This is a genomic window from Mesorhizobium sp. B4-1-3 (genome assembly GCF_006439355.1).
GTDB lineage: Bacteria > Pseudomonadota > Alphaproteobacteria > Rhizobiales > Rhizobiaceae > Mesorhizobium.
Genome location: NZ_VFTG01000003.1, coordinates 322,642 through 336,995, shown reverse-complemented (window position 1 = coordinate 336,995; position 14,354 = coordinate 322,642). Strand labels below are relative to the sequence as shown.

Sequence of the window (14,354 nt, the reverse complement as noted above, 5' to 3'; positions counted from 1 at the left end):
GATCATGGTAAATAAAGCGTTACGCCATGGTTTTCTCAAAACAACGTCCGGCTTCACGGAATATTTGCAGGTTGTAATAGGACCGCCGAAGGGGCGGGGTGGCAACAATGAAATACATAGTCTTCATTCTATTTACGGTCATGACCAATGCCGCGGCGCAGCTGATGCTGAAGCAAGGCATGATGTCGATGGGGCCGATCGCCTTCGAAGGGGTCAATCCGCTCGTCAAGCTCTTGCAGATCGTGTTCAGCCCTTGGGTGTTCCTGGGCCTCTGCACCTTCGTCATCTCGATGGCGTCGCATCTTTATGTGCTGTCCAAAGTCGAGCTCAGCTTCGCCTATCCGTTCCTCAGCCTCGCCTATGTCGCCGTGGCGATCTTTGCCTATTTCGTCTTCCGCGAGGACCTCAATGGCTGGCGCATCGCCGGCATCGCCTGCATCTGCGTCGGCACGATCCTGATCGCCCAGAGTGGCAGAGAAATGGATGGGCGGGGACACGAGGAGCGGACTGCATCCATCATCCCCGACAAGATCGGCACAAGCGAGATCGTTCGATGAGACATGTGATTTTCGGCGGCGACGGCTTCGTCGGCCGTCACCTTGCCCCCAAGCTCGTGGCCGATGGTGAGACTGTCGTGGTCGCCGACATCGTCAAGAGCGACCTGCCGCACTACCGCTCGATGCGTTTCATCACTTGCGACGTCACCGATCCGGCCTCGGTCGCGGCGGTCGGGCTCAGGGCCGACGACATGGTCTATAATCTGTCGGCCAAGATGCTGTCGCCCATCCAGGTGCGCGCCAAGCGGCACAATTTCTTCTTCCCGGTGAATTTCCACGGCACCGAGAACATCATCCAGGCGATGGACAAGGCCGGCGCCTCGAAGCTGGTCCACTATACGACCGACATGATCTACGGCCACACGGTGGTGCTGCCGATGACCGAGGACCATCCGGTCTCGCCGCTCGGCGAATACGGCCTGTCGAAGCTCAAGACCGAGGAGCTCGCCGCCGAATGGCGCAAGCGCGGCATGTCGATCTCGCTGTTCCGGCCGCGTTTGATCATCGGGCCCGGACGCCTCGGCATCCTGGAGAAGCTGTTTAAGCTGATCGACTGGAACCTTCCCGTGCCGATGATCGGCTCGGGCAGGAACCCCTATCAGTTCATCTCGGTCTTCGACTGCGCGGAGGCTGCGCGTGCAGCCTGGAAAGCCGGCGTGCCGAACGAGGCCTATAACCTCGGCTCGCTCAATCCGCCGCCGGTCAAGAAACTGCTCGGCGACCTGATCCGCCATGCCGGCTCGAAGTCGATCCTGCTGCCGACGCCCGGCTGGGCGGTCAAGCGCACGCTCGACCTGCTCGACCTGTTGAACATGCCGATCATGGATCCGGAACAGTATCTGATCGCCGACGAGGAATGCGTGCTCGACGTGTCCAAGGCAGAGCGCCAGCTCGGCTGGGTGCCGCAATACCGCGACGAGGACATGCTGATCGCCGCCTACAACGAATACCGCGCCAAGAAGGACGGCCACGCCGTCGCCGCGAAACATGTGCCTGCCGAATAGGCGCGAAGGGGAGATTTTTCAATGACCGTCATGGCCAAGCCGGAACAGACAGCCGCGCGCACGCTGGTCGATGCCCCGGCGCTTTCGCCCGCTTCCATCGCCAAGCCCGACCTGATCGGCGTCGAAGAGGCCAAGGCGTTGGACGTCGCCCGCATCACCGACCTGTTCAAGGCGCATCTCAATCCCGGACAGCTGCATTTCATGAAGCTGCTCGGCTTCCACAAGGTCAAGATCGAGCGCGCCGAGGGCATGTTCTATATCGACCAGAACGGCCGCAAGATCCTCGACTTCTTCGGCGGTTTCGGTTCGCTGGCCTTTGGCCACAATCATCCGCGCATCCTGGACGCCCGCAAAAGGTTCCAGGAGGAGAAGCGCCAGGAGATCGCCATCGCCTTCATGTCGCAATATGCGGCGGCGCTCGCGCACAACATCGCCAAATGCTCGCCCGGCGACCTCGACATGGTGTTTCTGGGCTCGTCCGGTTCGGAAGCCATGGAAGCGGCGGTGAAGCTTGCCGAGCGCGCCGCCGGTCCGAAGCGGCCGAAGATTGTCTATGCGGAGAATTCCTTCCACGGCAAGACCAAGGGCGTGCTGGCGATCACCGACGGCCAGCTCTACCGCGCCGACTTCAAGGTGGCGGATAATGTCGTGCGCGTTCCCTTCGCCGACATCGACGCCGTCGAGCGGCTGTTCAAGGGCGACCCGGAGATCGGCGTCATCGTGCTGGAGACCATTCAAGGCGGCGGCGGCATCATCCAGGCAGAGGCGCAGTACTGGCAGAAACTGCGCGCGCTTTGCGACGAGTATAGCGTGCTGTGGGTCGCCGACGAGGTGCAGTGCGGCTATGGCCGCTCGGGCCGCTTTTATGCTTTCGAGCATTACGGCGTGGTGCCGGACGTGACGGCGCTGGCGAAGTCGCTCGGCGCCGGCAAGGCCGCGGTCGGCGCCATGATCGCCAGGCGCGACGTCTATATGAAAGCCTATGGCACGCCCAAGACGGCGATGATCCACGCCATGGCGACGTTCGGCGGCATGGGCGAGGCCTGCGTCACCGCAATCGAGGGCATCAACGTGCTCTATGACGAGGGGCTGATCGACAACGCCGCCTCGACCGGCGCGTACCTGTTGCAGCGGCTGCAGGCGCTGAAGGAAAAATATCCGAAGATCATCAAGGATGTGCGCGGCAAGGGTTTCATGATCGGGCTCGAGTTCCACGATTTCTCGCAGACCCTGCCGATGGTGCTGCGCCCGGTCGTGAGCGTGCTCGACGACAAGCTGAAGGGCTCGCTCTCGGGCTTCGTCGGCTCGCTTTTGCTGCGCGACTATGACGTGCTCGTCGCCTTCACCGAGTACAACCGCAACGTCATCCGGCTCGAGCCGCCGCTGATCTGCCGGCCCGAGCATGTCGACCGCTTCGTCGATGCCTTCGACAGCCTTCTGTCGCGCGGCATCGTGGCGATCGTGAAGGATTTCGTGAAAAGCCAGATCGGTAAATAAGAGGCGCCGAGCATGCTGACCAGGCTATCCGCTCCGACCAAACCGCTGGAACGGTTGACCGGCGCCGGCCTGGCGTTGGGCGAGGGAATTTATGCGCGGTGGGCCGTATCGATCGGCGCGGTCGCCTTCTCGCTCTATATCCTGCTGACCGCCGCGACCGCCTGGCTCATGCCCGACGCCAACTGGGACATGCTGCCCTATCTGGCGATCGGCGAGGAAGGTGCCTATCCCGATCCGCAGGCCCTGCACGATTATGCCTACAGCACGGTTAAGGCCGGCGTGTCGGCCGCTGACTACAAGACCTTGACTGACGATGGCGGCGGCTTCCGCAGCCACATGGCGGAGAATGCCGCCGACTTCCATTCGCTGCTCGGCATGTACCGGATCAAGTTCCTCTATGCCGAGATCCTGTCCAGCCTCAGCCATGTCGTCTCGCCGGTCGAGGCGATGCGGCTGGTGCAGGTGGCTTCCGTGCTTCTGTTCGGCGCCATCACGCTCGCTTGGCTGCGCGCGGAGGGCGCGCTGGGGCTGGCACCGGTCGTCGGCGCGATCCTGATCATGGCCGATTTCGGCGACGCGGCGCGCGCCTCGACGCCGGACCTTCTGTGCTCGGCGCTATTCCTCGGCGGTGTCTTCGCCTATGTGCGCAAGCGCGAGGCGGCGACGGCGGTCCTGCTGTTCCTGGCTTTTATGGTCAGGCCCGACAACATCGTCTTCCTCGCCATTTTCGCGGTGCTGCTCGTCGCTTTCCGCGAGCGGGCATGGGGAGCCTTAGCCGGTTTTGCGGCATCCTTCATAGCCTATTTCGTCATTTCGCATTGGGCCCAACATCCCGGCTGGTGGCCGCATCTTTGGTTCTCCAGCATCGAGCAGCATCACAATATGGACGGGTTCGAGCCGCCATTTTCGGTGGCGGCGTATCTCAGGGCCTTCGCCGCTTCAGCGGTGCGCGCGATCAGCGTCAACAGCTGGGTCGGCGTATCGGTGCTGGCACTGGCCGGATGGTACGGCTTGAGCCGCGCCGGTTTCCGGCTCGACCGCCGCACCGGCATCCTGCTGGCGGCGCTGGTGCTCGGCGTGCTGGCGAAATTTGCCGTCTTCCCGATCCACGACACCCGCATCTACTTCCCCAATCTCCTGCCGCCCTTCCTGTTGCTGGCCGCGCCGCTGACGGCGCTGTGGGCGGCGGCAAGCCAGGGTGGGCGCCGCACGGCGCTGCAGGTCATTCCCGGAGACAAGCCATGAGCTCGCTATCCAGCTTCGCGCGCGTTCTTCTATCGCTCGGTCTGCCGACCCGCCTGCTCGACCGCGGGCCGGCATTGAACGGCACGAAGTTCCTGGCCAAGGCGGCGCTCAGGGCAAGTTTCGGCGGCCGGCCATTCCAGATGGTCAATGTCGGCGCCTGCGACGGCGCGCTGTTCGACGACGTGACGCCCTGGCTGCACCGCATTGCGGGCGCGCGCGCCATGCTGGTCGAGCCGATTCCATATAACCAGAAGCGCCTGCGCGCCAATTACCCGGATGCCAGCCGCTTCGTCATCGAGCCGGTGGCCGTGACCAAAACCAAGGGCACGATCACCGTCCACACCTTCGATGCCGCGGCGCTCGAAGCCGGCACGCTGCCGATCGAGTTCATCGGCTGCTCATCGGTCACCGAAACCAATCTGATGTCGGGGAAGAACGCCTGGGGCGAGGCCGATGCCAACTTCAACAAGTTCGCGCCGCATCTGAAGGACATCGAGGTGCCGTCGGAGACCCTGCAGGCGCTGCTCGACCGCAACGGCATAAGCTATATCGACGCGTTCCTGGTCGACTGCGAGGGCGCCGACTGGATGGTGTTCGAGCAGCTTGACCTCGGGCGCTACCGCCCGGGCATGATCAAGATCGAGGTCGGCGCGCTGCCGGCCGCCGAGATCGGCCAAGTCGTGGTGAAGCTGAAGACCGCCGGCTACCAGGTCGGCTTCCAGGCCGAGGACATCTGGGCTTTCGCCTAGCGTCCATCGCCAACCGGTCGCCACGGCGGCAACCGAACCCGATTTGCCATCCGGGGCCGAACGCGCTTGACAAGACGGCGCCTACCCGTCCAACCTAAGCCACTCACCAGGGGAGTCCCGGCAAGGGGCTGAGATACTGCTGGCTTTCGCGGCGCAGTGACCCGTTGAACCTGATCCAGTTCATACTGGCGTAGGGACGGTGCAAGCGCTTTGCGGGAGTTCATGCCCGAAGACCTGTTCAAGCAGGTAGATCGAAGCGTCTTTTCATCCTTCCGGCACAGAACTGGGTCTCCAATGCAACGAGCAAAGGAGCCTCAAATGAATGCTTTGACCCCGACCGTGTCGACCGGGCCGCTGCCCGCTTCGCGCAAGATCCACAAATCCGGCATCCTCCATCCGCAGATCAGGGTGCCCATGCGCGAGATCTCGGTGCATCCAACCGCCGGCGAGCCCCCTGTGACGGTCTACGATCCGTCGGGCCCCTATACCGACCCCGCGATCGAAACGGATATCGAGAAGGGTCTTGCCCGTCTTCGTCAGGACTGGATCGCCGCACGCGGCGATATCGAAGCCTATGACGGCCGCCACGTCAGGCCCGAGGACAATGGATTTGCGACAGGCGAACGGCTGACGCCTGAATTTCCTGTCCGCAATCGTCCGGTGCGGGCGAAAGCCGGAAAGGCGGTGACGCAGCTTGCCTATGCGCGCGCCGGGATCATCACGCCCGAGATGGAATTCGTGGCCATCCGCGAGAACCTTGGCCGCGAGATGCTGGGGAGCAGGTTGCAACAGGATGGGGAGGCGTTCGGCGCGTCGATACCGGACTTCGTCACGCCGGAATTCGTGCGCGACGAGGTGGCGCGCGGCCGCGCGATCATTCCCGCCAACATCAACCATCCCGAGAGCGAGCCGATGATCATCGGCCGCAATTTCCTGGTGAAGATCAACGCCAATATCGGTAATTCCGCCGTCACCTCCTCGATGGCCGAAGAGGTCGAAAAGATGGTCTGGGCGATTCGCTGGGGCGCGGACACGGTCATGGACCTGTCGACCGGCCGCAATATCCACAACATCCGCGAATGGATCGTGCGCAATGCGCCGATGCCGATCGGCACGGTGCCGCTCTACCAGGCGCTGGAGAAGGTGGGTGGCGTTGCCGAGGACCTGAGTTGGGAGGTCTATCGCGACACGCTGATCGAACAGGCCGAGCAGGGCGTCGACTATTTCACCATCCACGCCGGCGTGCGGCTGCATTACATCCCGCTCACCGTGGACCGGGTCACGGGCATCGTCTCACGCGGCGGCTCGATCATGGCCAAGTGGTGCCTGCATCACCACAAAGAGAGTTTCCTCTACGAGCATTTCGAGGAGATCTGCGACATCGCCCGGGCTTATGACGTCTCCTTCTCACTCGGCGACGGTCTTCGCCCCGGCTCGATCGCCGATGCCAACGACAAAGCACAGTTCGCCGAGCTGGAGACGCTTGGCGAACTGACCAAGATCGCCTGGGCAAAGGACTGCCAGGTGATGATCGAAGGCCCGGGCCACGTCCCCATGCACAAGATCAAGCAGAACATGGACAAGCAGCTTGCCGTTTGCGGCGAGGCGCCTTTCTACACGCTTGGGCCGCTGACCACGGACATCGCGCCCGGCTACGACCACATCACCTCCGGCATCGGCGCCGCCATGATCGGCTGGTTCGGAACGGCGATGCTTTGCTACGTCACGCCGAAGGAACATCTCGGCTTGCCGGACCGCAACGACGTCAAGACCGGCGTGATCACCTACAAGATCGCCGCTCATGCCGCAGACCTCGCCAAGGGTCATCCGGCCGCAAAGATCCGCGACGACGCGCTGTCGCGGGCGCGGTTCGAGTTCCGTTGGGAAGACCAGTTCAACCTGTCGCTCGATCCCGAGACGGCGCGCTCGTTCCACGACGAGACGTTGCCCAAGGAGGCGCATAAAGTCGCGCATTTCTGCTCGATGTGCGGGCCGAAATTCTGCTCCATGCGCATCTCCCACGACATTCGCGCGGAAGCGCAAAAGGAGGGGATGGCGGCGATGGCTGAGAAATACCGCGCGGGCGGCGATCTCTATATGCCGGTCGAAGCGCCGGAAGAACAGGCTTCGGCGCGGGATGATCGGGAGGCGCGCTGAGCCATGCGCCGTGTCCTTGTCAAAGGCGCCGGTGTGGCAGGGCTCACCGTCGCCCATGAATTGGCCGCGCGGGGTGCGTCGGTCACGGTTGCTGAAATCAGGGGCCACATAGGCGGCAAAGCCTCCTGGCTTGCCGGCGGTATGCTGGCTCCCTGGTGCGAGCGCGAAAGCGCCGAAGAGGCGGTCGTCACGCTCGGCAGAATCTCGGCTGAGTGGTGGGATAGCACACTGCCCGGGCTCGTGACCAAGGCCGGCACTCTCGTTGTTGCCCATGCGCGCGATGCCTCCGAGCTTGCCCGTTTTGCGGCTCGCACGCGCAATTGCGAGTCCGTCGACGAAGGGGCGCTTGCCGCCCTCGAGCCCGATCTTGCCGGTCGCTTCCGCCAGGGGTTGTTCTTTGCCGGGGAAGCTCATCTCGATCCACGCCGGGTTCTCGAAACGCTGGCCGTCAAATTGCGCGCGATGGGCGTCGTCTTCCTCCTCGATAGGGGCGAGATCGCTCCTTCCGGCTTTGATCAGGTGATCGATTGCACGGGCATGGCGCGGGCCGACCAGGATTTGCGGGGCGTGCGTGGCGAAATGCTGATCCTCCGCACGCGTGAGGTCTCGCTCGCCCGGCCGGTGCGTCTGCTCCATCCGCGTCATCCGATCTATGTCGTGCCGCGCACCGATCATCAGTTCATGGTCGGCGCGACCATGATCGAAAGCGACCATGACGGGCCGATTACCGTCCGCTCGCTGATGGAGCTCCTCAATGCGGCCTACGCACTTCATCCGGCGTTCGGTGAGGCCGAGATCGTCGAGACGGGAGTGGGCGTTCGCCCTGCCTATCCCGACAATCTGCCGCGAGTGAAGCATCGGAAAGACGGCGCGATCACGATCAACGGCCTTTACCGGCACGGTTTCCTGCTCTCACCGGCCATGGCCAGGCAGGCTGCCGGCCTTCTCTTCAATTCATCTGCCGACCTGGAGTCTGAAAATGAAGCTGATCGTCAACGGCGAAGCGCTTGAAGCCAAGGCGGCGACGCTCGACGCCCTTTTGAAGGAGCTGGACTATGAGGGCGGCTGGCTCGCCACCGCGCTGAACGGCGATGTCGTGCCCGCGGCCAAACGGCCGGAATTCCAGTTGAGCGAGGGCGATCGGATCGAAATCCTGTCGCCCATGCAGGGAGGCTAGCCGATGTTCGATCTTTTCGGGACAAAATTGGCCTCGCGTCTGCTGCTGGGCACCGCACAATATCCTTCCCCGGCGGTGCTCGCCGAAGCGGTCAAGGCGTCGGGCACCTCGGTGGTGACGGCCTCGCTGCGCCGTGAAATGGCTGGCGGCAGGGGCGGCGAGCAATTCTGGTCGCTGATCCGCTCGCTCGGTGTAAGGGTGCTGCCCAACACGGCCGGCTGCCATTCCGTCAAGGAAGCCGTGACGACCGCGAAGATGGCGCGCGAGGTCTTCGGCACGTCCTGGATCAAGTTAGAGGTCATCGGCAACCATGACACGCTTCAGCCGGACGTGTTCGGCCTGGTCGAAGCCGCCCGCATCCTGTGCGAGGACGGTTTCGACGTATTCCCCTATACCACCGACGACCTTGTCGTCGCCGAACGGCTGCTGGGGGCCGGTTGCAAGGTGCTGATGCCGTGGTGCGCGCCGATCGGTTCGGCGCTCGGACCGGTCAACATGATGGCGCTGCGTTCAATGCGCGGGCACTTCCCCGACGTTCCGTTGATCGTCGATGCGGGGCTCGGACGACCATCGCACGCGGCAACGGTCATGGAGCTCGGCTTTGACGCCGTGCTCCTCAACACGGCGATCGCCAAGGCTGCCGATCCGGTGGGCATGGCGCGCGCTTTCAGCAAGGCGGTCGATGCCGGCCGCGAAGCCTTCTGTTCGGGGCTGCTCGAGCCGCGCGACGTCGCCGTGCCATCGACGCCTACAATCGGCAGAGCGGTTTTCTCATGAAGCTCGATCCATTCTACCTGATCGTCGACAGCGCCGCCTGGATCGAGCGGCTGGTGCCGCTCGGCGTCAGGCTGGTGCAACTGCGCATCAAGGGAATGGATGAGGACGGGCTGCGCACGGAAATCCGCAAAGCGAAAGCCTTTTGCGCCCGACACGATTGCCATCTCGTCGTCAACGATCATTGGCGGCTGGCGATCGAGGAGGGCTGCGACTTCGTCCATCTCGGTCAGGAGGATCTGCAGGCCGCTAACCTTCCGGAGATACGCGCGGCCGGCATCAGGCTCGGGCTGAGCACCCACGACCATGCTGAACTGGAAACGGCCATGGCAGCCAGGCCCGACTACGTCGCGCTTGGTCCCGTCTATCCGACCATCCTGAAGAAGATGAAATGGGCGCCGCAGGGGCTCGAACGGGTTCGCGCCTGGAAGGACGCCGTCGCGTCCATTCCGCTGGTCGCCATCGGCGGCCTCAATCCCGAGCGGCTCGACGGCGTTTTCGGAGCGGGCGCCGACAGCGCCGCGGTGGTGACGGACATAACGCTGAACCCGGATCCCGAGACGCGCACCAGGGAATGGATCGAAAAGACTGACCCATGGCGCTGAACCGGGACCCGCATGTGCTCGTCGTCGGCGGATCGGATTCCAGTGGCGGCGCGGGAATTGCACGCGACATCGAGACGATCTCTGCCGTCGGCTTGCGCGCTTGCGTTGCCGTCACCGCTGTAACGGTGCAGACACACCAATCCGTCACGGCAATCCACCATATGCAGCCTGACCTGGTAGCCGATCAGATGCGCGCGGCGCTGCGGGCCAACAGGGTATCCGCGATAAAGGTCGGCATGCTTTCGACGGGACGAGTCATCGCGGCGGTTGCCGCCGTGCTCAGCGAGATTTCGCGGATACCGGCAGTCCTCGATCCGGTGCTGGCTTCCTCGTCGGGCAGGCAACTGCTGGAACCGGGGGCGATCGGGGTCCTGAAGCGCGATCTCATGCCGCTTTGCCGTCTCGTCACGCCGAACCTTGTCGAGCTGGCGATCCTGACCGGTTCGGATTTGGCCGTAGACGGCGATGATGCGCTGCGGCAGGGGAGGCGATTGCTTGCGGCCGGGCCGCAGGCACTGCTCATCAAGGGTGGCCATGCGACGGGACCCAGATCAACGGATATCCTGTTGGGCCCTGGACAAGAACCTATCCACGTCGACATGCCAAGGCTTGCCGGCTCGATGCGCGGGACCGGCTGCATGCTGGCCAGCGCGATCGCCGCGCATCTGGCCGTTGCGAAACCGCTCGAGGACAGCGTGCGTGAAGGCAAGCGGCTTGTCTTCGAGAAGCTCCTGCGGTCTATCGGGCGCGAACCGGCTCCGGGGGCATAAGATAAGCAATCCTCGCCCATGACAGCCTGGGCCGGCGTCAGGGTCGCTCGGCCTTTTCCTAATGTCGCAAACAGGCTTCAATCTCCCTACCGCTCCGCCCTATAGTCCCGCCCGCTTTATCCCTTTGGAGTCGCGGGCAATGGCAGAGTTTCCGAAAAAGGCGAAGGTCGTCATCGTCGGTCTGGGCGGTATCGTCGGCGCGTCCGTCGCCCATCACCTGATCGAGCGCGGCTGGGAGGATATCGTCGGCATCGACAAGTCGGGCATCCCGACCGATATCGGCTCGACGGCGCACGCCTCGGACTTCTGCTACACGACCAGCCACGATTTTCTCTCCTGCTGGACGACGCTCTACTCCATCGATTTCTACGAGAAGATGGGCCACTACGCCCGCGTCGGCGGCCTGGAGGTCGCTCGCGTCGGCGACGACGGCCGCATGGACGAGATCAAGCGCAAGATCGCCTCGGCAAAATCCTTCGGCACCCGCGCGCGGCTGATCGAGCCGGCCGAGATCAAGCAAAAATTCCCGCTGATCGAGGAGCATCTGGTGCAGGGCGGCCTGTGGGATCCCGATGCCGGCCTGGTCATTCCGCGCTCGCAGACGGTCGCCGGCAAGCTGGTCGACCAGGGTGTCGCCGCCGGCAAGCTTCAGGCTTTCGCGAACACCTCGGCCAAGGAGCTGATCGTCGAGAACGGCCGCATCAAGGGCGTGGTGACCGAGCGCGGCACGATCGAGGCCGATTATGTCGTGGTCTGCACCGGCATCTGGGGCCGGCTCACCGCGGCGCTGGTCAGCGAGGATCTGCCGGTCATGCCGATCGACCATCCGCTCACCTTCTTCGGCCCATACAACGAGTTTGCCGGCACCGGCAAGGAGATCGGCTGGCCGCTGTTGCGCGACCAGGGCAACTCGGCCTATATGCGCGACACCGGCGATCCGAAGACCGCCGAAGGCGGGCAGATCGAATGGGGCTATTACGAGGAAACCAATCCGCGTCTTTGCCACCCGCGGGATTTGCTAGAAAAGCATGAGGCGCGGCTGTCGCCGTCGCAGCGCGATCTCGACATGGAGCAGATCATGGCGCCGCTGGAGCGCGCCATGGAACTGACGCCGATCCTCGGCGAGCTCGGCTACAATGAGGGCCATTCCTTCAACGGGTTGCTGCAGGTGACCACCGATGGCGGCCCGTCCATGGGCGAGAGCCAGAAGGTGAGGGGCCTGTGGTACGCCGTAGCCATCTGGGTCAAGGACGGTCCGGGCATGGGCAAGCTCATTGCCGACTGGATGACCGACGGCCGCACGGCGATCGACCATCACCAGATTGACTATTCGCGCTTCTATCCGCACCAGATGCAGGAGCAGTTCATCTGGGATCGCTGCACCGAGACGGCGATGAAGGTCTACAATCCGGCCGTCCATCCGCGCGAGCCGTTCTCGAAGGGCCGCAACGTCCGCCGCTCGCCATTCTATGAGCGGGAGAAGGAGCTCGGCGGCTATTTCATGGAACTGGGTGGCTGGGAGCGCGCCCACGGCTATGCCGCCAACGAGCATCTCCTTGAAAAATACGGCAACCGCGTGCCCGTGCGCGAGAACGAATGGGACAACCGCCATTTCTGGCGTGTCTCCAACGCCGAGCACCTGGCGATGAGCGAGGATTGCGGCATCGTAAACCTGTCGCATTTCTCGATGTATGACGTCGAGGGACCGGACCACGTCGCCCTGCTCGAATGGCTGTGCGCGGCCAAGATCGGCGGCGACAACAACATCGGCAAGGGCATCTACACCCACTTTCTCGACGAGGAAGGCATGGTGCGCGCCGACTTCACCGTGATCCGCATGGCCGACCGCTGCCGGGTGATCGACGGCGCCGATGCCGGCCCGCGCGATTTCCGCTACATGCAGCGCACCGCGCAGGACAAAGGCTTCGACGCCACCGTCACCGACGTGACCGAAAAATACGTCACCATCGGCATCTGGGGGCCGAATGCGCGCACGACCTTGCAGAAGGTGGTCGAGGATCCGAACGGGCTGACTCCGGAGAATTTCCCCTTCGCCGCGATCAAGCCGATCAAGATCGGCGGCAAGGACGTCACCGCCTTCCGCATCTCCTATGTCGGCGAGCAGGGCTGGGAACTGCATATGCGCTACGAGGACGGGCTCGCCGTCTGGGACGCGCTGCGCTCGACCGGCGTCATGCCTTTCGGCGTCGAGACCTATGCAAACACGCGCCGCATGGAAAAGAGCCTGCGGCTGCAGAACGCCGATCTGCTCACCGAGTACAATCTGCTCGAGGCCGACCTTGCCCGTCCGAAGGTCAAGGAGAACGACTTCTGCGGCAAGGCCAAGCATCTGGAGTACCGCGCCCGTGAGCACCAGCCGGCGATGCTGTGCACGCTGGTGATGACCGAGAACACCGATTCCAAGGGCGTGGCGCGCTATCCGGTCGGCACCATGCCGGTGATGGACCCAGCGACAGGCGAGACGCTGGTCGACGAACTCGGCCGCCGCTCCTTTACCACCTCGGTCGCCTACGGCCCGACCATCGGCAAGAACATCGCGCTTGCCTATCTGCCCTGGGCCTATTGCCAGGAAGGCCGCAAGCTGCAGGTCGAGTATTTTGGCGAGACCTATCCGGTCGAGGTGGCCGGTGTCGGCTACAAGCCGCTCTACGATCCGGAGAACCTCAAGCCGAGGAGCTGACGACCGGCGCCATAGCGGCAACTGATCGGAAAAGCTTTGGCCTTCCTCGGAAGGCCTTCATGCTTGGCTTGATGTGCAGGGGGCCTGCGGCTTAAGTGGCCGCGTCAGAAGCCCGCGAAAGCCGTACGCCCTATGCGCATCCTGTCCGACGCCTTCATTCCCGAACTGCCCAACCGCTACAATGGCAAGGTGCGCGAGAATTACGATCTGCCGGACGGTCGCCGCATCATCATCGCCACGGATCGTCTCAGCGCGTTCGACACGATCCTGGCTTCGATCCCGTTCAAGGGGCAGGTCCTCACCCAGACGGCGCGCTACTGGTTCGAGGAAACCGCCGACATCTGTCCCAACCACGTGCTGGAATATCCCGACCCCAATGTCGTCGTCGGCACGCGGCTCGACATGCTGCCGGTCGAGATGGTCGTGCGCGGTTATCTGGCGGGCACCACCAGCACTTCGATCCTAACCAAGTATCGCAAGGGCGAAAGGAGCTTTTACGGCCACAGCTTTCCCGACGGGCTGCGCGACAATGAAAAGCTGCCGCAGGCGATCATCACGCCGACCAGCAAGGCCGCTCATGGCGGCCATGACGAACCCCTGTCGGAAGCCGAGATCCTCGACCAGGGACTGCTGACGCAGGCGCAGTGGGACACCGTATCGCGCGATGCGCTGCAGCTGTTCGCCCGTGGCCAGCAGCGCGCCGCCGAACGCGGCCTGATACTGGCCGACACCAAATATGAATTCGGCACCGCGCCGGACGGCGCCATCGTGCTGGCGGACGAAATCCATACGCCCGACAGCAGCCGCTACTGGATCGCGGCGAGCTACGACGAGGCGCTTGCAAGCGGCGGGCGGCCGCGGAGTTTCGATAAGGATTTTATCCGCTCATGGGTGTCGGCGCGGTGCGATCCCTACAAGGATCCGATCCCGCAAATTCCGGACGAAATCATCAACCAGGCCTCGGCGGTCTATATCCAGGCCTATGAAGCGATCATGGGCGCGAAATTCGTGCCCGACCTTTCCGGCGCCACCGTGCTGGAACGCATCCGTTCGAACCTCGCGCGGTATTTTTGAAGATCCCCGCCAGCGGAAATCCGATGCCGGGAAATTCCCGGCTT

At 63.5% G+C, this 14,354-nt stretch carries 13 protein-coding genes and 1 riboswitch; all 13 genes read left to right on the top strand.

Features of this window, described 5'->3' with window-relative positions; all coding sequences use genetic code 11:
* Window positions 1-107: 107 nt before the first annotated feature.
* Window positions 108-557, top strand: a complete 450-nt coding sequence (locus tag FJW06_RS06475; protein ID WP_140749614.1) for an EamA family transporter — start codon at window positions 108-110, stop codon at window positions 555-557.
* A complete protein-coding gene (locus tag FJW06_RS06470) occupies window positions 554-1,561 on the top strand; it encodes an NAD(P)-dependent oxidoreductase (RefSeq protein ID WP_140749611.1) in 1,008 nt (335 codons plus the stop codon). The genes FJW06_RS06475 and FJW06_RS06470 overlap by 4 nt, the downstream gene beginning before the upstream one ends.
* A gap of 30 nt (window positions 1,562-1,591) precedes the next feature.
* On the top strand, window positions 1,592-3,058 hold the full coding sequence (locus FJW06_RS06465) for an aspartate aminotransferase family protein (protein WP_181178169.1): 1,467 nt from the start codon (window positions 1,592-1,594) through the stop codon (window positions 3,056-3,058).
* A gap of 12 nt (window positions 3,059-3,070) precedes the next feature.
* On the top strand, window positions 3,071-4,303 hold the full coding sequence (locus tag FJW06_RS06460) for a hypothetical protein (protein ID WP_140749605.1): 1,233 nt from the start codon (window positions 3,071-3,073) through the stop codon (window positions 4,301-4,303).
* The gene (locus FJW06_RS06455) at window positions 4,300-5,052 is read left to right on the top strand and encodes an FkbM family methyltransferase (RefSeq protein ID WP_140749602.1); all 753 of its coding nucleotides are present in this window, start codon (window positions 4,300-4,302) and stop codon (window positions 5,050-5,052) included. The genes FJW06_RS06460 and FJW06_RS06455 overlap by 4 nt, the downstream gene beginning before the upstream one ends.
* 98 nt (window positions 5,053-5,150) lie before the next feature.
* A riboswitch (TPP riboswitch) is annotated at window positions 5,151-5,267 on the top strand.
* A gap of 103 nt (window positions 5,268-5,370) precedes the next feature.
* Window positions 5,371-7,209: a phosphomethylpyrimidine synthase ThiC gene (thiC, locus tag FJW06_RS06450; RefSeq protein WP_140749599.1), complete on the top strand. Its 1,839-nt coding sequence runs from the start codon at window positions 5,371-5,373 to the stop codon at window positions 7,207-7,209.
* A 3-nt stretch (window positions 7,210-7,212) separates the two neighbouring features.
* Window positions 7,213-8,220: a glycine oxidase ThiO gene (gene thiO, locus FJW06_RS06445; protein WP_140749596.1), complete on the top strand. Its 1,008-nt coding sequence runs from the start codon at window positions 7,213-7,215 to the stop codon at window positions 8,218-8,220.
* Window positions 8,189-8,386, top strand: a complete 198-nt coding sequence (gene thiS, locus FJW06_RS06440) for a sulfur carrier protein ThiS (protein ID WP_041003920.1) — start codon at window positions 8,189-8,191, stop codon at window positions 8,384-8,386. The genes thiO and thiS overlap by 32 nt, the downstream gene beginning before the upstream one ends.
* A gap of 3 nt (window positions 8,387-8,389) precedes the next feature.
* Window positions 8,390-9,163 (top strand): thiazole synthase, encoded by a 774-nt coding sequence (locus tag FJW06_RS06435; protein ID WP_140749593.1) that lies wholly within the window; start codon window positions 8,390-8,392, stop codon window positions 9,161-9,163.
* Complete coding sequence (locus FJW06_RS06430) at window positions 9,160-9,765, top strand: thiamine phosphate synthase (protein WP_140749590.1); 606 nt, start codon at window positions 9,160-9,162, stop codon at window positions 9,763-9,765. The genes FJW06_RS06435 and FJW06_RS06430 overlap by 4 nt, the downstream gene beginning before the upstream one ends.
* Entirely contained in the window at window positions 9,756-10,535 is a 780-nt protein-coding gene (locus FJW06_RS06425) for a hydroxymethylpyrimidine/phosphomethylpyrimidine kinase (RefSeq protein ID WP_140749587.1), read from the top strand. The genes FJW06_RS06430 and FJW06_RS06425 overlap by 10 nt, the downstream gene beginning before the upstream one ends.
* A gap of 139 nt (window positions 10,536-10,674) precedes the next feature.
* Entirely contained in the window at window positions 10,675-13,236 is a 2,562-nt protein-coding gene (locus tag FJW06_RS06420) for an FAD-dependent oxidoreductase (protein WP_140749584.1), read from the top strand.
* Window positions 13,237-13,368: 132 nt separating this feature from the next.
* Window positions 13,369-14,310 carry a phosphoribosylaminoimidazolesuccinocarboxamide synthase gene (locus FJW06_RS06415; RefSeq protein WP_140749581.1) on the top strand — a complete coding sequence of 314 codons (942 nt, stop codon included), beginning with the start codon at window positions 13,369-13,371 and terminating at the stop codon, window positions 14,308-14,310.
* Window positions 14,311-14,354 lie beyond the last annotated feature (44 nt).